The following is a 20,916-nucleotide window of genomic DNA, read 5'->3' as shown; positions in this document are numbered from 1 at the left end:
TTTTCACATATAAGCTTAATAAAGGGTTCCTTTAAAATAGGCAGACCAATCCCGTTCACTCTGTACACAGACAGAGCCTTTGAGCGCTATTCAATTATTGGCACAAAGTATTGAGACGTAATCTGATTAAGATCAAAGGAAGCCCCTCCGTTCATTTTAAGTTACATAAAGTGTAGCATAAGTAATTCGCTTTCACAAGGTTTAACAACCTATATCACACTAAAGAAAATCGTTATTTTTTTACTTTAATCGTCATTTTTTGCGAGTTTTTCTCACAATAAAAATAACAAAAGCAATTATCAATTTTAGAAACTTCTCGTATATTATTTTTACAGCACTCGCCAAATTCCTTCATAGTAAGTTAAGTATTATCGTTTTAATACAACAAAAATCTATATTGACATTTTTATAACCTAATATTAGTATCAGGTTATAAAAATAAAAATTAGGAGATGTTCCTATGCATTCTAAATCTCGTATTACTGCAATTGGTACTTATGTTCCAGATCAAATATTGTCTAATAACGATTTAGAAAAGATGGCCCATACGAATGATGAATGGATTGTACAAAGAACAGGAATGAAGGAAAGAAGAATCGCTAGCGAAGAAGAATATTCCTCAAACTTAGCCATTAAAGCAATTAAAAATTTATGTACAACATATAAGAAAAACTTAGAAGATGTCGACTGTATCATTGTCGCTACTACTACTGCTGATTACGTTTTCCCTAGTGTTGCTTGCCAAATACAACAATACTTCAACATACCTCATACACTAGCTTTTGATTTAAATGCAACTTGTGCTGGTTTTACATATGGACTACACGTCGGTAATAGCTTAATCACTTCTGGATCACATGAAAAAATACTTGTCGTAGCGACAGAGACATTATCTAAAGTTACTGATTATACCGATAGAACGACCTGTATTTTATTCGGTGATGGTGCTGGAGCTATTTTATTAGAAAGAGATGAAGACACCCCAAGCTTTATCGCTGCTCACATGGGAACAAACGGTGATGGCGACATTCATCTATATAGAACAAACTTATCTACTACTATGAATGGCACACCACTGCAAACAAATGAAAAAATCGTTCAAAATGGAAGAGAAGTATATAAATGGGCAACACGAACAGTGCCAAAAGGCATAAAAAATTTATTACATAACGCAAATATGCAAGGGGATGATATAGACTGGTTCATACCCCACAGCGCTAACTTACGAATGATTGAATCTATTTGCGAAAAATCTCAAATTCCAATACAAAAAACATTAACGAGCGTGGAATATATGGGGAATACCTCTTCAGTCACCATTCCACTCGCTCTAGATTTAGCTATAAAAGAAGGAAAGTTAAATAATGGAGACACACTTTTACTATACGGATTCGGTGGTGGTCTTACACATTTAGGGCTTATTGTAGAGTGGAATTTAATTTAAGTGTATAAAAAGAGGCTCTAGTCAGTAACTAGAACCTCTTTTTCATTTAATTTCTTGCCCCTTTTCGAGACCATATCACAACAGGAATAAGTAATAACGCTAACACGCCTCCAGCCAATGACAATGCCGCATAACTTGAATTCGCTACTACCATACCTGACATCGCGCCACCAGAAGCTCCAGCTAGCGCAATAAAAACATCTATTTTCCCTTGTGTTTTAGCACGTGTAGACGGTGTTGTGGAATCAACGATTTGTGCTGTACCACTAATCAATCCGAGGTTCCATCCTAGCCCAAGTAAAGACAGAGCAACGATTAATAGTAATAAAGAATCACTTGGCGCTATCGCAGCTATGACACCCGCTGCAAGTAAAATCACTCCACCAGCTATGCTCATTGTAGTTCGGCCAATTTTATCAATTAACATTCCTGTAACGAGAGATGGAAGATACATTGCACCTACATGAAAACCTATCACAAGTCCTACTGCACTTAAACCGTGACCGTGGTGTCCCATATGAACTGGCGTCATCGTCATAATCGCAACCATCACGATTTGCGTAAGTATCATTACGATTGCTCCAACTGTAATACCTCGTTTATTTTCTTTCGCTTCGTCTGTTATTGGTTGTCCTTTATATGTATGTTCCTGTTTATATCTTTCTATTATGTTAGCAATAATTAACGGATCTGGACGAAGCATAACAAAAAGAACTAGACCCGCCAGTATAAATGCTGCTGCCGATAGTATGAACGGACCTGCAAGTTTAGGAACTCCAATTGAATGCGCAAAACTACCCATTACTCCTACTAAATTTGGTCCTGCAACTGCACCGAAAGTCGTCATTACCATCGTAATACTAACAGCCGTTGCTCTCTGCTTCTTATCTGCTAAATCTGTACCTGCATAACGAGCTTGTAGATTCGTGGCTGTACCGGCACCATATATGAGTAAAGAAATAAGTAAAAGAATAATGCTATTCGTTAAAGCTGCCATTACAACACCAATTGCTCCAAATCCACCTACTATAAACCCTGTTGCAAGACCTATCCGGCGTCCATATCGTTGCGAAAGCTTCCCTACTATGAAAGCTGCTAATGCCGATCCCAATGTAAACATAGCAGTTGGTAATCCTGCAAATGCATCTGTTCCAAGCATTTGCTGCGCAAGAAGTGCTCCCACTGTAATACCAGCAGCTAGTCCTGCACCGCCAAACATTTGTGAAATGCTGACGATTATTAACGTTCGTTTGTATAGTTTTTGTTGCTCTTCTTCTGTGTACACATGATTATCTATTAAAGCCCCTGCCTTATCTAGCAATTCCCCATCCTCCTTTTAAAATTAATCCCTCTTGTTAATGTACTATGTATAATGTTACATATTCAATGGCATTTTCCATTCATACCTTTCATTCTAAAAAACTTTCTAATCATACTCGACTTATCCCATGCTATATTAAAAATACTACTATTCACAATATGCAAGGAGAAAACAATGAAAAAACAGGCTAATAGCAGCCTGTTTTTCTTTACGCATCTTCTACTAATCTTCCCCTTCTCTTTTTACTTAAAGCTTTTCCTTCCCAAAACAACAAACTTACGAAAGCACAAATTAAAATAATTGGCACACTTGCTTTATATAAATCTGTAAAACTCATAGCCATCTGATTCTTGGCATAATGATTCACATCATTCGAAAATGTGAGTACCTCTTTCTTTATACTTTCCTCTTGTTTTTCAACTTCTTTTGTCACTTGCCTCATAACTTCTTCTCTTTTTACATCTCTATATTCTACTGGAACTTTTCTTAATATTTCATCCGTCTTGTCGCGAATCAATTCTTCCTTTTTCTCTTTACTTAATCCCATTGTCATTGCATTTTGTTTCTTATTTATATTCGACTCTAAACTTTGATTCTCTATTTTTTCTTTAGTCATTTGTAAAATTTCAGTTTGCTCAGTACTATTCACATGAATATTCCGCACCTTTTCTTCTGCATAACGATATACTTTTTCTTTATTTACAGTTAAATTGTGAGTTAAGTTAGAGACAAATATTGCGACCGCCAATACAATTCCAACTTGTCGTAACATTGATACAACACTTTGAGAAGCAGTTAATAATTCTCCTTCAAACGAAGACGCACTTAAAACTGTAATTGGCCCCACTACTAAGCCATATCCGACACCTAATATCATACATGGAATAATAATTTCTATATTTGTTGAATGAACATCAATCATTTGCAACCAATAGTAGGAAAGCCCCATAACAAGAAATCCTGACAAAATAATAGTTACTTTTCCGAGTTTTTTAATTAAAGTTGCTGCAACTGGTGAGACAAAAAATATCATCGCTGAAATAGGTGTCACTAAAAAAGCCGCTTCAATTTCCGTTCGACCTTGTAGTTTCGTCAAGAACGTTGGAAGCAATACAGTAACTCCAATTAAAAATAAATTACTCAATATAACAACGATCGACGCTCCGACAAACATTCGATCTTGAAATAACTTTAAATTCACCATTGGGTTATGAATCTTTCGTTCTACTAAAATAAATAGAATAAGAGAAATAGTGCTAATTGCATAACAAGACAAAGCAATATTACTTTGCCATCCCCATGTATTACCTTTTACTAATATGAGAGTAAATGAAAAAATTGCTGTGCTACTTAATAGTAGTCCTATCCAATCTATTTTTGAGATAATACGTTCTTCATTTTTTATTTGTAGCATGATGCAACATAACACAATTCCTATTATACAAACCGGAACATTAACGAAGAACACCCATCTCCATCCTAAATTTTGCGTAATAATTCCACCTATTACTGGCCCCATAGCAGCTGACAATCCTTGTGTTACTCCTAAAATTGCAAGTGCAACATGCCTTTTAGCTAACGGCATAGCTGATACACCAATTACCATACTTGTTGGAAATAAAATTGCTGCCCCAATACTTTGTATAAAACGAGAAAAAATAAGAAAATCACCTGTATTAGCAAAAGCGCAAAGTACCGATCCACCCCCAAAAATCACCAGACCAAGAATATACATCTTTGCTTTTCCAAAGATATCAGCTATCCGCCCTAACGGAATGGCAAGTACTGCAATCGTCATTGTATAAACATTTAATACCCAAGACATCTTTTCTAATGAAGTATTTACACTCGATTGTATTGCCGGTAAAGCTATATTCATAATTGTCGTATCAATCATACAAAGAAAGATACCTAGACACATTAAAAAGACAATCTTAATACCCTTTGATTGCTCCATCTTTATATACCCCTTTATTTATTGTGAATGCGTTTTTCATTCTTCTGTTTTATTGTTTTCTTTCGCCTCTAACTCTTCTAATTTTTTCTTCAAAGTCTCCACTTGTGCACTATACGATGCAATACCTACATCTAGTGAAATTTCTTCGACGAAAGTAATACCTACTCTCCACTTTTCATATTTCAATCGAAGATCTGCAATGTACGCTTCTTTTCTTTCAATTTCATCTTTAATCCATTTTTTTATTGTTACATCATCACTATAGTTGCCAAAATACATTCTCATTAAAAAATCCGAACGTAAAACATCCTTCTCTATAGGCGTCTGCATGTATTGATAAAACTCTTCACGTCCTTCATCCGTAATAAAGTACATTTTCTTATTTGGCTTCCCCTCTTGCATGACAACCTCTTTTTTTATTTTCCCTTCATTCTCCAATTGTCGTAACGTTGGATAAATCATTCCAAAACTTCCATCAAAAAAATGAGTAAATACGTCTTCAAACACAATTTTAATATCGTAACCAGACAATTCCTTTTCCATTAATAAACCTAAAACAACATCTCTTCCCTTCAAAGTAAAACCCCCACATAGTATATAATCAATAATCATATTAACATTGTTAATATGATTATTGATTATATACCTTATTCTGTTAATTGTAAAATGTTTCTAAATAAAAAAGCCCCATAATTTGGTTTCACCAATTCACAGGGCCATTTTCTTATTTACTCTTTAACACCTACACCTTGCAAAACTTCAATATCCTCTTTCATTTCATAATAATAATAAGAAGGCAATTCTATACCATGTTCTAAGAAATAATCCTCAATGAATGAAATAATAATTTTTAACGTTTTCACACGAGCATACAATTTATCGTTACTTTCAATAATATGCCACTTTGCATTTGGCTTACTTGTTTTTTCAAACATGTCTTCCATTGCTTCAACATACTCATCCCATTTTTCACGATTACGCCAATCTTCGTCTGTAATTTTCCATCTTTTCAAAGGATTTTTCTCTCTATCTTTGAATCTCTTTAACTGTTCCTCTTTACTTATATGGTAGAAGAACTTCCCTATTATGTAATGGTCATCTGTTAGTAGTTTTTCAAAATCATTAATCTCATCATATGCTCTCATCCACTCTTCCTTTGTAGCAAATCCTTCAACACGCTCAACTAACACACGACCGTACCATGAGCGATCAAAAATGGTGATTTGCCCGTACTGTGGAATTTTGCGCCAGAAACGTTGCAAATAATGGTAACGTTTCTCATGAGGTGCAGGCGCTCCAATTGGATTTACTTGGAACCCACGCGGGTCAAGATGTTCCGTCACCCGCTTAATTGCCCCACCTTTACCAGCCGCATCCCATCCTTCCATAACAAGCATAACCGCGATTTTTTCTTCTTTCAAAATTTGCTGTAATGCTAATAAGCGCCTTTGATATTTTTCTAATTTCTTATTGTACTTAGATTTTGATTCAATTTTTTTCGTTAAGTCTACTTTAGCAAGATGTCCATTTTCCATAAAACAAATCCCCCTTGTTGTATGACAATGTTATTTTAACATATTTTTGGTAATTTTTTCATATCCTAAAAAAACTGTGTAGAAACATCTCTACACAGCTTCCTTCTCTAATTTCACATATATAAGCACATTTAACTACATTAAAATAAATAATTTATACTGAACTCTTAGTATATTCTTTTTATTAAAACGTAAAAATAGTCCTTTTAAAAAGGGCAGCAATCTAAGTATAGAAAAACAAATTTATTCTTTTTTACTACATACGTAATTATGCCGGCTATAAGAGTATTGAATAAGATATTGATTCACTACTCTTATAGCCACTTTACATTATATGGTATATTTACTCGTAAAAAGAAGATAATAACAAGTAAATCCATTAAAGAATGGGAGCTCTAAAAAAATGAAACGAAAAATATTAACTCTCTTTACACTTTTATGCTTAGCACTACCAATACAAGCTAGTGCTTACACATTTCAGTCACTACCGATTGCGTCAAAGTCTAAACAATGGTATGTCGAAATTGATAAATCTCATAACTCAAACAAGCAAGCAATCCAGCCAAAGCAAGGTGTATTTGATACGTATAGTTTACTCGTAAAAAACATCGGTCATGATGTATCAAACGTATCTGTGGAAATACTTGATAACAACCCTACCTCTAAAGCTACCTTTAAACCTACTACACCTAATGAAAATATTTCTAAAAGTCATACAAGCTTTGACTACATGGTATTCCCATTAGACTTTAATAGTCATAATTTTAAAGTTGTAATCACTTGGGAAGAAAAGAATTTCTCTTACAATGGCCATCCGGTAAATGAAGGTAAAAAAATGAAACAAACATTTGTATTTAATGAAGACTAAGTCCTAATTTCTTTAGGGCTTAGTCTTCATTTTTGAAACCTGCTTGTATCGCTTCCGTCACTTCTTTTGTGATTTCTAATTTTGTTGTGCCAAATATGTACGGACAGTTTTTCATTACAAAGATGTTTTATTAATACTAGTTGATTATATGCTAAGTTATTTTCTATATAGGTCTAGCCCTCTTTTCCCATATAATCAATTAAATCGACGAATACTCGGTACAGACAATGCTATTCCAATTGTTAAAATTACTAAACTAGCTAGTGTTATAATAGTTATTTCGCCACCTATGACAGTAGCTAACCAGCCTACAACTACATACCCTAATGGCAATAAAGCAAAAGAACCCAACATATCAAGGCTTGCCACTCTTCCGAATGCTTCTTCTGGTACAAGCTCCTGTAAACTCGTTTCCCAAATGAGTCCAAATATCATCATGCCAAATCCTTCAATTGCCATTAAGAATATTAAAGCGGGTGCCCAAGAAATGAATGGCATAATTAATAAAGCAATGCCACTCATTAAAACACCTCCATAAGCTAGTAATCCTCTCTTATGCCACCGCTCTTTCCCACCAAATATTACTGCGGCAATTATAGCCCCACCACCAGAAAAGGCCATACCAAGCCCATACACGTAAGCTTCAAAATGATGATGAACATTAAATAACCATGGAATTAATACGACGATAATGCCGGCATAACAAATATTTATAAAAGAAAAAACTAAAATTGTAATCCACAGCCACGGATGACTTTTTAAAACTAAAACACCTTCCATAAACTCTTGTTTGTAAGTAAGCTTACTCTTTTCAATGGGTTTTACTTTTTTAAACTTAATTTCTTTTAAAAATAATAAACATAAAAATGATAATAAGTACGTTGCTGCATCTAGTCCGAAACCTATCCCTGCAGATGCAACCGATACGATTAACCCACCAAGTGCTGGCCCAATCAATCGTATACCTTGATTACTCATTTGAGTGAGTGCGTTAGCTGCATTACGAATTTCAGGAACGAATACTTTCGCCCTTACAGCAGAATATGCTGGTTGGAATATCCCTTCCATAAGTCCGTATATGGCAACGAGAATATATAAAATCGTAATTGTTAATAAATCCATAAATATAAGCGATGCAAGTAATAGCATTAATATACAGCGGATTATATCCGTAAATAACATTAATTTAACCCGATCAATTCGGTCTACAACTAAACCTGCAAACGGTAAAGCAAGAATATTAGGTAGCATGTACATTGCCATCGTCATCCCCATTACAACTGTTGAGCCAGTTAATGAATACACAACAACTGGAAGTATGACCATAGTTATCGAACTACCTAAGGCCGAGAGTAATTGTCCAATCCATAAAAACTTAAAGTGCGTTGATACTTTAACTGGTAATAATAATTTTCCAATATAACTTAAACTTTTCTCCTTTTGTATTTCCCCTTGCATGTCTCTCTCCTCTTTTCAAATGACTATAGAATACATAATATACGACTGAAAATTCATAATATTATATTTCCAATTATATAAGAAACCATTATGTTATGGTAAAATTATCAAAAAAATATAAAGGAGAATACATCATTATGCCTCCAAATTCACATAACATCGAACACCAAATCTATACAATGTGTATGATCCAGCGCAACAATGAAGTTTTACTCGTAAAACGACCCAATCATCGAGGTTTCCCTGGCTACATAGCTCCTGGCGGCAAAGTAGATTTTCCCGAAAGTATCGTTCAAGCCGCTATAAGGGAAGTAAAAGAAGAAACCGGATTACTTGTTTCGGATTTAAATTTTAAGGGATTAGATGAATATGTAAATCCGAAAGGGAATGTTCGGTACATGGTATTTAACTACTGGACAGACTCATTTGAAGGTGAACTTCTTTTAAACCCACCTGAGGGCAAATTATTATGGATACCAATCGATACAGCACTAAAGCTTCCTATGCAAGATTGGTTTAAAGAAAGATTCCCATTATTTTTTGAAACAGGCACTTTTGAAATTCAACGTGTTTGGGATAATGAGCTAGATAAACAAGTTGCTATAACAATTACACATACGTAAAAAAGCTTGGAATTTTTCCAAGCTTTTCTTACTTCTCCTCTACTTTCTTAATCCTATAATCAATTTCTAAAAACTCAACTCCAAATATCCACATTCTATGATTAGCTTCTAGTATATGATCCGTGCGCTCTTTTATAATAAAAGTCTCTGCTAATGGTAAACGGATTGTTAAGAACCGAGTATGTAAATAAATCCCCTCATCTCCCTGACCATTTTCTCTTAACTTACTAGTAATGATTAAATCATGACTATCATTATATAGTTTCAAAATACCAGTCATATTCGAATAAGGTAAAGGTAAGGCGATATTCATATATGTCTCATTCTTATTTGTATGCTTTGAATAAAGAGCTACAAAAATAGATTCACCTGCTTCATTTTTCCTTATCCAAGCCCTTACATTCTCTCTTCCATCTTTCTCATCTATTACACTAATGATAGAGCCATGCATCGTTTCCCAATTGCCGCCCACCCCTAAATGTATTTGTTCTACACGCTTACTCATTTTCTCATAGCAAAGTGCGAACGGACGGAACCAACGAGCCCATTTAATATTCGATTGCAATTCATACTCTACTGTATTTTCATAAAAATGAATAATACTTAAAGGAACCTTCGTCACATCAAATGCCTCACTATGAAAGTCATTTACTTTATCAACTAAACCGTTGTATTCCTTACTGTCTACTAAATTGCTGCTATATAAATAAGCCTCACCAATTGCCACATTTCCTCTTAACTTACTCATTGGTTTCCCATAGTATTTATAATTCGGAACACTCTTTTCAATCACCCAGCCGATAAATGCCGGTAACGCTACTCCAATTCCGTTGACAACACCATGAATCCAAACCATTTGAGCAATTGTAATCGTCAAGACATGCTTCAAATTCCCGTATGAATATATAAGTGAGAACATAATTGTAACCATGAGTGTACTAGACGAAACGATTAGAAGAATCTTTGCACTGATAGCATTAAATTTTGCTCTCCAAACGTAAAATCCATACCCATAAATTGCACATAAATATAGGAACACTGCAAAAAATTCAAATATTCTTGAGTATGTAATTCCTATTGCAACTGTCATAGGTGAAATCATGATGATAAACATAATAGCATCATACACTTTACTTCTCTTTTCTCTTTTTCTCCCTATTAAACCAGCTGATAATGGCAATAGAAACGCCGAATAATGAAAATGTGCAGCTGTGAGTAAAACAATGTCAGAGCTAAAATGCATAATTGAAAGTTTTGCTACTGAAGCAGAAAACCAAAAACCACCTAAAAACAAATAAATAAACGCACTATCTATGGCGATCTCTTCTAACGGCTTCCATCCTCTTTCTAGCAATCTACTTACACCAAATAACGCAACAATTCCTGTATATACAAACCAAACTAGCGCAAATAAATAGTGATTTGTGACGAAAGCTAGCATTGCACAAATTGCTGCGATTGGATATAAAAATGATACGGATTTATAAAATAATAATTGCGATCCATCTCTTTTTCTTTTATCAATAATACAAAATGACATTGGTATAAATAATAAAACAGATAATAATATAATTGCTTCAACAGGATTTATATTCGACCACTCACATATTAGAAAAACAACATAGCAAGCAAGCCCAAATATTATATTTTTCATATCGTCTATTCCCTTTCCACAAATGTTCCCTTATATGAAAAAAGCGAACCAATTAACGGGTTTCGTACTTGTACATGAATTCGAAAACATTGTAGTGTTTCATCATAACTTTCAACAATTTTTGCCTCACCATACAAAAATTTTGGTAACGGCATTTTTCTTCCAAACATATAAAACCATTGTTTCTTTGAAGAAATATGCATTGCCCCTAACTCATCGATATGAAAATGCAGTGTAGAAACGAGTAAATGTGGTTCGCCAAAATAATCTACAATTTCATTTTCATCAAGTTTCATTACCGCATTAAAATATCTTTTCTTATTATGAAAATAAAAAGTACGATTCCACCGCACAAGTTCATGTCCATGTTCATCACGCTCAGCGGTATTATGTATTGTAAATGGCACTCCCTTACCTCTCTCAGAGAAAAATATTCGAAACTTCGATGCAATTTTTAATATGAATTTTACGAAAAAAGAACCACCGTAAATTTCATCCATCTTTCCTTCTCCAGTAAAGCTATTTTCTTCTGTAATCTCATAACGTTTCTGTAATTTCGGATGAAGTTTTTTATAAGAATCCCCTAATAGTCTTTCGTAAATATTAGCCATACATTATCCCTTTCTCGTCCTCTTGCAATTTTTTGCACTTGGCAAATCGAAGCTATTTATATAACCGACAATTGATAACCCCATTAAAAGAACATTTAATGTAATCGGATTAAACGGTCCTGTAAAGCTTGCGATATTCGTAAATCCTGCCGCTAACGTTAAAACTAGTAATACAATAATATGCAGTATAAATAATTTTCGTTTTGTTAGTGGCAACAGCCATACGACACCGAAAATTATTTCTAACCCCCCAATTATTTTAAGTATACATACACTACTTTCATTTGAACCGATTAATAAAGAAAGCATCTTTACTTCTTCTGAATGAGTAAACAGTAGTTTTGGCACTATCCCTTGATATATCCATACAAAAGCAAATAAAGAACATACGAGCCAATACGTCATTGTTCTTCTAATTAGTAACCTAGGATGAAGCCCCTTTTCTAACCATAATTTTAAGGCATCAAAACTCCAAGCAGTCGCCCAACCTAATAACGGACGAAAAATATAGGAATCTATCACATTTCCTATACGACCAAATCTTGTATCATAATCATATTGTGTCTCAAAATGGATGTATTCTTTATTGGGCGTATACTTCCAATAACCACGTCCTATTTGAATAAGAGATAATGTATTATCCGTCCAAAATTTTAAAGAAGAAATTCTTTCACCAGTTTCTTTTCTTATTTCACCTATTGATTCCCCTTCTCCAACTATTTCAAGCCCAAATCCAATCTTTGTTTTATACAAAAATTTCTGTGGTTCTCCTTCTTTTTTCTCTAAATACGAAATTTCAGTAAAGCGAGCATCCCACTCTGTATGTATATCTGGTTCTTGCGTATATTCCCATAATTTTTCCATCGTCGTGTTCATTTTTGTCGCAACATAAATAGGCTGTTTCCTTTTCATTCTCCCCACCTCCTATGCACTATAAGTTTAATGTACATGCAATGAATTTATTTTGCTACATTTTTCACAAACTTCCTCAAAAAAAGAAAGAATTTTTAAAATATATATAAAACACTTGATTCCACGAAAAATTTAAATTATTATAAAACAAATGTTACCAACAACTTCATAAATCAAACACTCTCGCCTAAAACGTGAGATAGAGGTTGCGATACTTATGAGTATTCTAATGGAGACACAGAGATGTCTATGAACTTAGATGAAAGGAAGTATTGCCGAAATTGATAAATTTCTCTGCATTTATCAATTGGGGCTGTTTTCGAATAGAAACAGAACTGTCATATGTACAGACGTGTACGTATGAAGAGCTATCTACAAAAAAGAGATATCATTTTTTTATGATATTCCTTTTTTGGCGGTTTTTTTATTAGCTCCGTTTTCTGTTTCCCTTTTCCTGTAACAGCACCATCCTCACTTATTTGAGATGGTGTTTTTTGTTTGTCTTTCTGGTAACTACAGGAGTATTGGGATTTATATATTTCCTAATCTATTCTTAAAAATAGACGAAAGAAGGAATTTGTAATGGAAACAATTGTTCAAAAATTTGGTGGCACTTCTGTCGGAAGCGTCGAACGCATTCAACATGTAGCAAATTTAATTATTGAAGAATATGAACGAGGTCATAGCATTGTCTCTGTCGTTTCAGCAATGGGAAAAAGCACAGATGAACTTGTCGCACTCGCTAACGCTATCACAGAAAATCCAAGTAAACGTGAAATGGATATGCTTCTATCTACAGGAGAACAAGTAACTATTTCATTATTAACAATGGCACTGCAAGCAAAAGGCTATCATGCAATTTCATTAACAGGGTGGCAAGCAGGTATTACGACAGAATCTGTACATAGTAGTGCACGGATTACTGACATTCATACAGATCGTATTCAATCTTATCTTGCTGAAGGTACGATTGTTATCGTAGCTGGTTTCCAAGGTATAAGTGTAGAAAATGAAATTACAACGCTTGGCCGTGGTGGCTCTGATACAACTGCTGTCGCACTAGCCGCTGCACTTAAAGCAAAAAAATGTGATATTTATACGGATGTGACAGGTGTATATACGACGGACCCACGAGTTGTAAAAGATGCTTACAAATTAGACGAAATTTCTTATGACGAAATGTTAGAGCTTGCTAATCTCGGTGCCGGCGTATTACACCCGCGCGCTGTTGAGTTTGCTAAAAATCATAATGTAGTTTTAGAAGTTCGCTCAAGTATGGAACAAGAAAACGGAACAATTGTAAAAGGAGAATGTAACATGGAACAACAATCAATCGTTAAAGGTATTGCATTTGAGGATAACATTACACGTGTCACAATTAAAGGATTAGAACAAGGCTCGCTTTCAACAGTTTTCTCTACATTAGCAGCAGCACACATTAATGTAGATATCATCATTCAAAGTATTACAAATGAAGGAACTGTACACCTCTCCTTCTCCATTCATTCGAATGATTTAAGAGAAACTTTAGAAGTTTTGGAACAAAATCAAGAAACTCTTCACTATGAATCTGTAGAACATGAAAATCACTTAGCAAAAGTATCAATCGTAGGATCTGGCATGGTATCTAACCCAGGTGTCGCTGCAAATATGTTCACTACTTTAAAAGAAGAAGATATTCATATTAAAATGGTAAGTACATCAGAAATTAAAGTGTCTGTCGTTATTGACCGCCTTCATTTAGTAACAGGCGTTGAGGCGCTGCATCAATCATTTATGGCGAAAATTGAGCCTTTCGTGCAAATGAGCTAATCTGATATATTTAGTAATACTAAAAAAATCAGATTAATGTATTACCTTCCTATTAAATAAAAAGCTGTTCGTTAACACGATGCTATATGACATATTAAAAAACACCTTGTCACATTTTCCTATACTGTGACAAGGTGTTTTTAACTGAAAGGAATTTGTAACTACTTAGTAGTATAATTATGAGGATAATTAAATAATAGACTTTTATACATAAGGAGATAAGACTATGGCAAAAAACAAATTACTACGAATGGACAATGTCAGCATCGTTGTAGAATCCCTTGATAACGCAATCTCTTTCTTTGAGGAGATTGGCTTGAATCTCGAAGGTCGAGCCAATGTCGAAGGTGAATGGGCTGGTCGCGTAACTGGACTCGGTTCTCAGTGCGTAGAGATCGCTATGATGGCCACTCCAGATGGCCACAGCCGAATTGAACTTTCGCGATTTCTCACCCCACCTACTATATCAGATCACCGAAATGCTCCTGTAAACGCCCTCGGTTATCTACGCGTCATGTTCACCGTTGAAGACATTGACGAAATGGTATCGAGACTCACTAAGCATGGTGCAGAGCTCGTTGGTGAAGTAGTTCAGTACGAGAACTCGTATCGTCTCTGCTACATTCGTGGAGTCGAAGGAATTTTAATCGGTTTAGCGGAAGAACTCGGTAATAAATAAGTAATATTTTATAAGAAGTCTTTACTAAAGTAAAAATATTTGAAAGAAATTCTCGCTTCATAAAACTTAGATTTTGAACCCCGTCCTAGCTTTAGAACGGGGTTATGCTTGTTTGAACTTTTTAACACACTATCAACATCCTAAAATCATTATAAAACAATTCAATTACTTCCTATACTCTTTCCTAGGAAATATAACTGATTCTTCTCACCTCTTATCATATATATCTTTTCTTTTAAAAAACGATCTGAACTCATTCAAAATAACTTTCTTCACGTCAGAGTAAAAAACTATCATGAATAGTGCTATTCCTAATAAGATTTCTTGCATTCCTTCATAATCAACGAAAGCACTTAAAATTAGCAAACCACATCCAATATAAAAACCAAATTCATTTCCTTTCTCAAAATCCTCATCTTCTGCATCACTATGTATTTTCTTTTTGAAATCTTGATTCCCTTTTATCAACTCATCTAGCGTAACATTATACATTTCGCTCAGTAAAATTAAATTATCAATATCAGGATAACTTTTATCATTTTCCCATTTATATACCGCTTGCCTCGTTACACCAATCTTTTTAGCAACATCCTCTTGTGAAAACCCCTTTGACTCTCGTAGTTTTTTTAACTGTTCTCCTAAATTCATAACGTCCCCTCCTTTAACAAATTATTACATAAAAAGAGATGTAAAAGAAAGAAACCATTAGTAAAATTCACTGTAAACCATTCGTTTACACAATAAAAAGAGAGGATAACTCTTTGAGCTACCCTCCCTCACTTCTATTAAAACAGATGAATGTTTTCTTTTTTACAAGCTGCACGTAAATCGTCAGGCCATACAGAAGATTGAACTTCACCGATATGAGCTTTACGTAAGAAGTACATGCACATTCTTGATTGTCCAATACCACCGCCGATTGTTAATGGTAGTACGTCTTCTAGTATACCTTTATGGAAATCATACTCACGTTTGAAGTCTTCACCAGTTTTCGTTAACTGCTCATCAAGTGATTTACTATCAACACGAATTCCCATTGATGATAATTCAAATGAAGATTGTAGTACTGGGTGCCAGAATAAAATGTCACCGTTTAATTTCCAATCGTCATAATCAGCTGCGCGTCCGTCGTGCTTTTCACCTGAACGAAGTGCATCACCAATTCCGATAATGAAGACTGCACCGTGTTCTTTCGCAATTGCATGTTCACGATCTTTCGGTGTTAATTCTGGATGTTTATCTTCTAATTCTTGAGAAGTAACGAAAACAATTTCTTCCGGTAAATACTTTCCAAGGAACGGATATTTTTCAAATAAGTGATCTTCTAAATCTTTGAATATTCCATAAATTGTTTGTACTGTTTTTTGTAAGTAATCGACAGTACGCCATTCTTTTTGAACGATTTTTTCCCAATCCCATTGGTCAACGTAAATGGAATGCGTTGCATCTAGTTCTTCATCACGACGAATCGCGTTCATGTTTGTATATAAACCTTCACCAGCTTCATATCCATATTCATGTAATGCAAATCGTTTCCATTTCGCTAGTGAATGAACAATTTCTAATTCTTCTCCTGAATGTAACATATCAAATTCAATTGGACGTTCTACACCGTTTAGGTGATCGTTTAATCCTGATTTTTTCGTTACGAATAATGGTGCAGATACGCGGAATAGTTCAAGGCGTTTTGCTAATTGGTCCTCGAAAAATGTTTTAACTTCCTTAATTGCAATTTGAGTCTCTCTTACTGTCATTAATGATTGATACATGGTGGTTTCCTCCTAAAATGTTTGGATGTTGTGAAAAGAAGCCAACAAAAAAGCCCTTCTTTCCCAAAAAACTGGGACGAAAGGCTTTGGTTCCGCGGTACCACCCAAATTAGCAACAGAGGTTGCTCACTTATACAATACGGAGATGAAATATCTCGATACTGTTCTTCTTGTAACGGCGAAGTTCCCGGCTAAGTCTACTTTCCTATAAAGGATTTCGGTTAGCAACTCCAGGAGGTTCTTCATAATAGGCTTCGTATCAGGCTCACACCACCCCTGACTCGCTTAAACTACGTCCTACTACTACTCGTCCTTTCATAGTCGTTTTGTTGTCACATCTCTGAAACATTTTATTAATGATTATTCTATACAAAAAATAAAGAAAGTCAACAAAAAGTTTTAAAATATTTTTCAATTCTTTATTTTACGGCTTTATTGATTGTTGTTAATTTAACATCTTTACTTTTTCTGCCTCGTCAATCCAAAAAATGTTTCACTGACCGAAACTAACGTATAAACAATAATTAATGTGATCGTTCGGAATATAGAATCCGCAGTATTTCTTATTATTTTCATTTTCTTTATAATTCCTTTCAGTTTACTTGCAATTTCATGATATACTATAGCATTCAAGCAGTTTATTTTTACTTAAAGCAATCATAGTCATTTATAAAGAGTATTTTCTAAATCATTGACTATTATCAAATAAGATTTTTAAATAACGGAGTGATCATATGAGTAAAACGAAGGCAAAACCGAAAAAAGGTGTAGGACAAGGTACAGGAAGTAAAGGATGGAACCGTTGGCAATCAAGTGCAAAGAAAAAGGCAGCTGCAAAGCCATACAAAAGTAAAGGTACAAAGAAGTAATTTAAATAACATTTGATTTCTTTACTTTGCACAAAACAAAATATAATTATTACAACAAAAAGCTATGCTTTCACATGTGAAAGCATAGCTTTTTCATATTAAATCATTAAAATATCTCGTATTTCTTCCTCCGTGATGGATGCTAATTTTTCTTCTCCCGGCTCAATCACTTCAGCAATTAAATTTTTCTTACTTTCTTGCAGTTCATGCATTTTCTCCTCAATTGTTCCGTGGGCTACTAGCTTTATAACTTGCACTGTATTTTTTTGCCCCATTCGATACGCTCTATCGGCCGCTTGTTGTTCAACAGCTGGATTCCACCATAAATCGTATAATATTACTGTATCTGCACCAGTTAAATTAAGTCCGGTACCACCAGCTTTTAAAGAAATGAGAAATAGATCCCCTTCTCCTTCGTTAAACCGATCGCACAGCTCTACACGTTCCTGCGCTGGTGTACTCCCGTCTAAATAAAAGTATGGAATTGCTTGGTGATTTAACTCACGACCAATAATGGAAAGCATCTTCGTAAATTGAGAAAAAATTAATATTCTCTTTCCTGTACTTCTACATTCCTCTAAAATCTCTAACAGTTGTTCAAATTTAGCTGAACTTCCTTTGTAATCATCAACAAATAAAGCAGGATGACAACAAATTTGTCGCAATCTCGTTAAACCAGCTAAAATTCTAATTTTATTTTTACGTAACGTATCTTTGTCTAAATGCTTTAACGTTTCTTCCCTTAGCTTCGCTAAATAAGCAGCATAGAGACTCTTTTGATCGGGTAATAACTCCGATGATTGTAAGTGCTCTATTTTCTCTGGCAACTCATTTAATACGTCCCCTTTTAATCGTCTTAATACGAATGGTTTCACTCGCTTCGCTATATCTTCACGCCTTAAATCACCGAACTCTTTTCTTCCTGGTAATAATTCTGGGAAGACGACATGGAAGATAGACCATAGCTCTTCTAATGAATTTTCTACAGGTGTACCCGTTAGCCCAAAACGGTATTCAGCTTGAATTGTTTTCACAGCTCTTGCCGTTTGCGTTGTAGGGTTTTTAAACGCCTGCGCTTCATCAAGGAATAGTGTATGAAATGGTCTTGCATACAATCTTATATCTCTTCTCAGTAATGGATATGACGTAATTACGACATCAAATTCCGTTATATCTTTCAAAATTTTCCGGCGCTCTGCTTGGTTTCCATCTGCAATAACTGCTCTAATATGCGGGGCGAATTTTTTCAATTCACTAAACCAATTATAAACAAGAGATGATGGTGAAACGACTAATATAGGTAGTTTCTTTTCTCGAATCTCAGGCAAAACAGAATCTATAAAAGCAATGCTTTGCAACGTTTTTCCAAGTCCCATATCATCTGCTAAAATACCCCCAAAACGGTAATGAGCAAGTGTTTTCATCCATTCGAACCCATATACTTGATACTTTCTCATTTCTGCATTTAAAGTATTTGGCACAGCAAAATTTAATTTTTTCGGGTTTTGAATGTTTTCTACTAACTCTTGAACAGAATCATCTAAACTTAAAACATTGCCTTCATGAAGTCCGTTCATCCATTTTACACTCCGAATAAGTGGAACATTTACCTCTTCTCCATGTAAAAATTCTTTCCGAATACCTGATTCTTTTATAAACTGATTAATTTCATTAAACTCTTTACTCTCTAGCGATAAAAACGAACCATTCGCCAATCGATAATATTTACGTTTCTCTTCAAGGGCCGCTAATACACCTTTAATTTCTGCTTCTGGTATTCCTTTTATATCAAAACGAAATGACAACCAATCAATTCTTTCTTTTCTTCTCACTCTAATAAGAGGAACTGCATCCCCTTTACTAATTCGCAATTTGATTGCTGTAGTCGCATAAATATCAACTAAACCTTTTAATGTTGGCACGACGTGATATAAAAAATTATACTCAGCTTCTTCATTATGCATAAAGTAACCGCCTTCTGTTTTTGCAAAAGCACTTTCACTCATAATGACTAAAATCTCTTTTTCCTTTTTCTCATCACGATTAAAAACAGACGGCTGTCCATCCTCTTCTAGCGGATTAATCATGACGTTCCCATAGTGAAATTCAAGACCTGCTAATAAGCGATTTTTCACGCGGTCTAAATACAATTTCGCTTTTAGCGAAGGTGTTTCAACACGATCCGATATTACTTCATCAATGTGTACAGTTCCGAGCTTCATTAATCCTGGTACAACTTTCGCGACGAAATGTTCCATCTTACTTTCTGGAATATAAAACTGATTACTATTTGAGCGACTCATCATCTTTTGTAATTCAATAAGTCGCATACAATCTTCAATGTGTAAGTGGTATAATTTCCCATCGTAAAGTGCATTGTTATACATATCCATAACTTGTACACGATTTAAACCATCTATATGAAGTGTAAATCCGCCATTATTTCCCTTCGTAAATTCAAAGTGTAACGGCAACAACCCTTTTGAAACTTGTAATCCCTGAAACAGTTGTTCATTTTGTTTCAGATGTACATATTCAACTTTAGAAAGTGAAGAGAGCATATCTTTCCATGAAGCTGGTGGTATAAATATCATACTTTCATCTTGTTTCGCATGTACTTCTAGCGTATCTTCATACATTTTTTCGTTATGATACATTTTAATGAGCTGCTGAATAATCGCATCCGTTTCTTGTTTAAAACTATGTACATCTGGTGTATATGTAAATTCATTTGAACAATGAAAAGATTCCCTTTTCTCCACCTTAGAAAGAAATTCTCTAATATGATTTATGAAATACACTTTGGCAAGTTTCAATTGAATTCCAAGAAGAGCCCCACCACTTCTCGTAGCTACTGGTGTACATATAAACTCAATATCTAATATTTCACGTGTATCAAAACGGTGTTGTTTACTTTTTGGCCTCAGTGGTTTGTCTGCAAACAGCTGAAACATACCACTTGTCAATTGATCATTTCTGCTACTAGTGGAGCTCATTCTACCTGTTTGTTGATTATAGTTTATTTGTATTAATACTGCTGCAACATGTTGACAGTACGTTTGAAAAGACGCTAATGAAGGACAACTACATTTTGCAACAACATCACCCTTTTTGGCTTTTGCTACTGTAACATGGAAATCCTCGTTCCCTTTTACTGTCGCCTCACAAATTTCTTTATTTTCATCGTACTGATCTATTATCACTTTATTTGATTTATAATAGGCTTCACCTCTTTTATATGAGGTCTCTCCGCACACTTCTTTAATAATCGATTTATTCAATGTGAAACTCATTGCTTTGACACTTCCTTAATATAAAACCATTTTCTCTTACTTAACATTTTACATGCTCCACGAGAAAATATAAAATGTTGATTTAACAAAAGAAGATGCTTATTTATAAGC

At 34.6% G+C, this 20,916-nt stretch carries 17 protein-coding genes, 1 riboswitch and 1 other annotated feature; of the genes, 6 read left to right on the top strand and 11 right to left on the bottom strand.

What is annotated here, in order from left to right:
* Nucleotides 1-460 precede the first annotated feature (460 nt).
* Nucleotides 461-1,444, top strand: coding sequence for a ketoacyl-ACP synthase III (locus AC22L0_RS05280; RefSeq protein ID WP_087968078.1), 984 nt, complete (start codon nt 461-463; stop codon nt 1,442-1,444).
* Nucleotides 1,445-1,490: 46 nt separating this feature from the next.
* On the opposite strand, the gene AC22L0_RS05275 is transcribed toward AC22L0_RS05280, so the two are convergent.
* The 4 genes from AC22L0_RS05275 to AC22L0_RS05260 form a co-directional block, all read right to left on the bottom strand.
* The gene (locus AC22L0_RS05275) at nt 1,491-2,765 is read right to left on the bottom strand and encodes an MFS transporter (protein WP_000884510.1); all 1,275 of its coding nucleotides are present in this window, start codon (nt 2,763-2,765) and stop codon (nt 1,491-1,493) included.
* A 208-nt stretch (nt 2,766-2,973) separates the two neighbouring features.
* A complete protein-coding gene (locus AC22L0_RS05270; protein ID WP_069604831.1) occupies nt 2,974-4,722 on the bottom strand; it encodes an MDR family MFS transporter in 1,749 nt (582 codons plus the stop codon).
* Between the two features lie 36 nt (nt 4,723-4,758).
* Entirely contained in the window at nt 4,759-5,298 is a 540-nt protein-coding gene (locus AC22L0_RS05265; RefSeq protein WP_070757096.1) for a PadR family transcriptional regulator, read from the bottom strand.
* A gap of 152 nt (nt 5,299-5,450) precedes the next feature.
* Complete coding sequence (locus tag AC22L0_RS05260) at nt 5,451-6,257, bottom strand: polyphosphate kinase 2 family protein (RefSeq protein WP_087968080.1); 807 nt, start codon at nt 6,255-6,257, stop codon at nt 5,451-5,453.
* Nucleotides 6,258-6,660: 403 nt separating this feature from the next.
* Here AC22L0_RS05260 and AC22L0_RS05255 point away from each other — a divergent pair, with 403 nt between their 5' ends.
* The gene (locus tag AC22L0_RS05255) at nt 6,661-7,125 is read left to right on the top strand and encodes a hypothetical protein (RefSeq protein WP_000823343.1); all 465 of its coding nucleotides are present in this window, start codon (nt 6,661-6,663) and stop codon (nt 7,123-7,125) included.
* 195 nt (nt 7,126-7,320) lie between these two features.
* Here the strand turns inward: AC22L0_RS05255 and AC22L0_RS05250 are convergent, their stop codons facing one another.
* Complete coding sequence (locus tag AC22L0_RS05250; RefSeq protein WP_001161173.1) at nt 7,321-8,583, bottom strand: MFS transporter; 1,263 nt, start codon at nt 8,581-8,583, stop codon at nt 7,321-7,323.
* A gap of 137 nt (nt 8,584-8,720) precedes the next feature.
* Here AC22L0_RS05250 and AC22L0_RS05245 point away from each other — a divergent pair, with 137 nt between their 5' ends.
* Nucleotides 8,721-9,206, top strand: a complete 486-nt coding sequence (locus AC22L0_RS05245) for an 8-oxo-dGTP diphosphatase (RefSeq protein ID WP_087968081.1) — start codon at nt 8,721-8,723, stop codon at nt 9,204-9,206.
* Between the two features lie 28 nt (nt 9,207-9,234).
* On the opposite strand, the gene AC22L0_RS05240 is transcribed toward AC22L0_RS05245, so the two are convergent.
* From AC22L0_RS05240 to AC22L0_RS05230, 3 genes are read right to left on the bottom strand one after another with little or no spacing between them, the layout of a single operon-like run.
* Nucleotides 9,235-10,860 (bottom strand): YndJ family protein, encoded by a 1,626-nt coding sequence (locus AC22L0_RS05240; protein ID WP_000789374.1) that lies wholly within the window; start codon nt 10,858-10,860, stop codon nt 9,235-9,237.
* Nucleotides 10,861-10,865: 5 nt separating this feature from the next.
* Nucleotides 10,866-11,471 carry a DUF4166 domain-containing protein gene (locus tag AC22L0_RS05235; protein ID WP_087968088.1) on the bottom strand — a complete coding sequence of 202 codons (606 nt, stop codon included), beginning with the start codon at nt 11,469-11,471 and terminating at the stop codon, nt 10,866-10,868.
* 3 nt (nt 11,472-11,474) lie between these two features.
* Nucleotides 11,475-12,383 carry a DoxX-like family protein gene (locus AC22L0_RS05230; protein WP_000823949.1) on the bottom strand — a complete coding sequence of 303 codons (909 nt, stop codon included), beginning with the start codon at nt 12,381-12,383 and terminating at the stop codon, nt 11,475-11,477.
* Between the two features lie 192 nt (nt 12,384-12,575).
* Nucleotides 12,576-12,762: riboswitch (Lysine riboswitch) on the top strand.
* A 203-nt stretch (nt 12,763-12,965) separates the two neighbouring features.
* On the opposite strand from AC22L0_RS05230, the gene AC22L0_RS05225 reads away from it, so the two are divergent.
* Entirely contained in the window at nt 12,966-14,195 is a 1,230-nt protein-coding gene (locus tag AC22L0_RS05225) for an aspartate kinase (protein WP_000448031.1), read from the top strand.
* A 226-nt stretch (nt 14,196-14,421) separates the two neighbouring features.
* Nucleotides 14,422-14,874: a VOC family protein gene (locus tag AC22L0_RS05220; protein ID WP_001107257.1), complete on the top strand. Its 453-nt coding sequence runs from the start codon at nt 14,422-14,424 to the stop codon at nt 14,872-14,874.
* A 207-nt stretch (nt 14,875-15,081) separates the two neighbouring features.
* Here the strand turns inward: AC22L0_RS05220 and AC22L0_RS05215 are convergent, their stop codons facing one another.
* Both AC22L0_RS05215 and asnA read right to left on the bottom strand, forming a co-directional pair.
* Nucleotides 15,082-15,522 carry a helix-turn-helix domain-containing protein gene (locus tag AC22L0_RS05215; protein ID WP_061654567.1) on the bottom strand — a complete coding sequence of 147 codons (441 nt, stop codon included), beginning with the start codon at nt 15,520-15,522 and terminating at the stop codon, nt 15,082-15,084.
* Between the two features lie 137 nt (nt 15,523-15,659).
* Entirely contained in the window at nt 15,660-16,643 is a 984-nt protein-coding gene (asnA, locus tag AC22L0_RS05210) for an aspartate--ammonia ligase (protein WP_487272163.1), read from the bottom strand.
* Between the two features lie 69 nt (nt 16,644-16,712).
* Nucleotides 16,713-16,971: a binding site (T-box leader), on the bottom strand.
* Nucleotides 16,972-17,377: 406 nt separating this feature from the next.
* Here asnA and AC22L0_RS05205 point away from each other — a divergent pair.
* Nucleotides 17,378-17,512, top strand: coding sequence for a DUF3934 domain-containing protein (locus tag AC22L0_RS05205; RefSeq protein ID WP_000047588.1), 135 nt, complete (start codon nt 17,378-17,380; stop codon nt 17,510-17,512).
* A 98-nt stretch (nt 17,513-17,610) separates the two neighbouring features.
* Here AC22L0_RS05205 and AC22L0_RS05200 read toward each other — a convergent pair whose 3' ends face one another.
* The gene (locus tag AC22L0_RS05200) at nt 17,611-20,805 is read right to left on the bottom strand and encodes an SNF2 helicase associated domain-containing protein (RefSeq protein WP_487272162.1); all 3,195 of its coding nucleotides are present in this window, start codon (nt 20,803-20,805) and stop codon (nt 17,611-17,613) included.
* Nucleotides 20,806-20,916 lie beyond the last annotated feature (111 nt).

The organism is Bacillus sp. LQ01, assembly GCF_057624735.1.
The sequence above is the reverse complement of the archived record's forward strand: the minus strand, read 5'-3'. Positions and strand labels throughout refer to the sequence as shown.

What these genes read in the sequence shown, in the direction of transcription:
- AC22L0_RS05200 (WP_487272162.1), bottom strand. Translation starts at nt 20,805, where the DNA reads ATGAGTTTCACATTGAATAAATCGATTATTAAAGAAGTGTGCGGAGAG.
- AC22L0_RS05225 (WP_000448031.1), top strand. Translation starts at nt 12,966, where the DNA reads ATGGAAACAATTGTTCAAAAATTTGGTGGCACTTCTGTCGGAAGCGTC.
- AC22L0_RS05245 (WP_087968081.1), top strand. Translation starts at nt 8,721, where the DNA reads ATGCCTCCAAATTCACATAACATCGAACACCAAATCTATACAATGTGT.
- AC22L0_RS05220 (WP_001107257.1), top strand. Translation starts at nt 14,422, where the DNA reads ATGGCAAAAAACAAATTACTACGAATGGACAATGTCAGCATCGTTGTA.
- AC22L0_RS05270 (WP_069604831.1), bottom strand. Translation starts at nt 4,722, where the DNA reads ATGGAGCAATCAAAGGGTATTAAGATTGTCTTTTTAATGTGTCTAGGT.
- AC22L0_RS05280 (WP_087968078.1), top strand. Translation starts at nt 461, where the DNA reads ATGCATTCTAAATCTCGTATTACTGCAATTGGTACTTATGTTCCAGAT.
- AC22L0_RS05250 (WP_001161173.1), bottom strand. Translation starts at nt 8,583, where the DNA reads ATGCAAGGGGAAATACAAAAGGAGAAAAGTTTAAGTTATATTGGAAAA.
- AC22L0_RS05260 (WP_087968080.1), bottom strand. Translation starts at nt 6,257, where the DNA reads ATGGAAAATGGACATCTTGCTAAAGTAGACTTAACGAAAAAAATTGAA.
- AC22L0_RS05215 (WP_061654567.1), bottom strand. Translation starts at nt 15,522, where the DNA reads ATGAATTTAGGAGAACAGTTAAAAAAACTACGAGAGTCAAAGGGGTTT.
- AC22L0_RS05240 (WP_000789374.1), bottom strand. Translation starts at nt 10,860, where the DNA reads ATGAAAAATATAATATTTGGGCTTGCTTGCTATGTTGTTTTTCTAATA.
- AC22L0_RS05235 (WP_087968088.1), bottom strand. Translation starts at nt 11,471, where the DNA reads ATGGCTAATATTTACGAAAGACTATTAGGGGATTCTTATAAAAAACTT.
- asnA (WP_487272163.1), bottom strand. Translation starts at nt 16,643, where the DNA reads ATGTATCAATCATTAATGACAGTAAGAGAGACTCAAATTGCAATTAAG.
- AC22L0_RS05205 (WP_000047588.1), top strand. Translation starts at nt 17,378, where the DNA reads ATGAGTAAAACGAAGGCAAAACCGAAAAAAGGTGTAGGACAAGGTACA.
- AC22L0_RS05255 (WP_000823343.1), top strand. Translation starts at nt 6,661, where the DNA reads ATGAAACGAAAAATATTAACTCTCTTTACACTTTTATGCTTAGCACTA.
- AC22L0_RS05230 (WP_000823949.1), bottom strand. Translation starts at nt 12,383, where the DNA reads ATGAAAAGGAAACAGCCTATTTATGTTGCGACAAAAATGAACACGACG.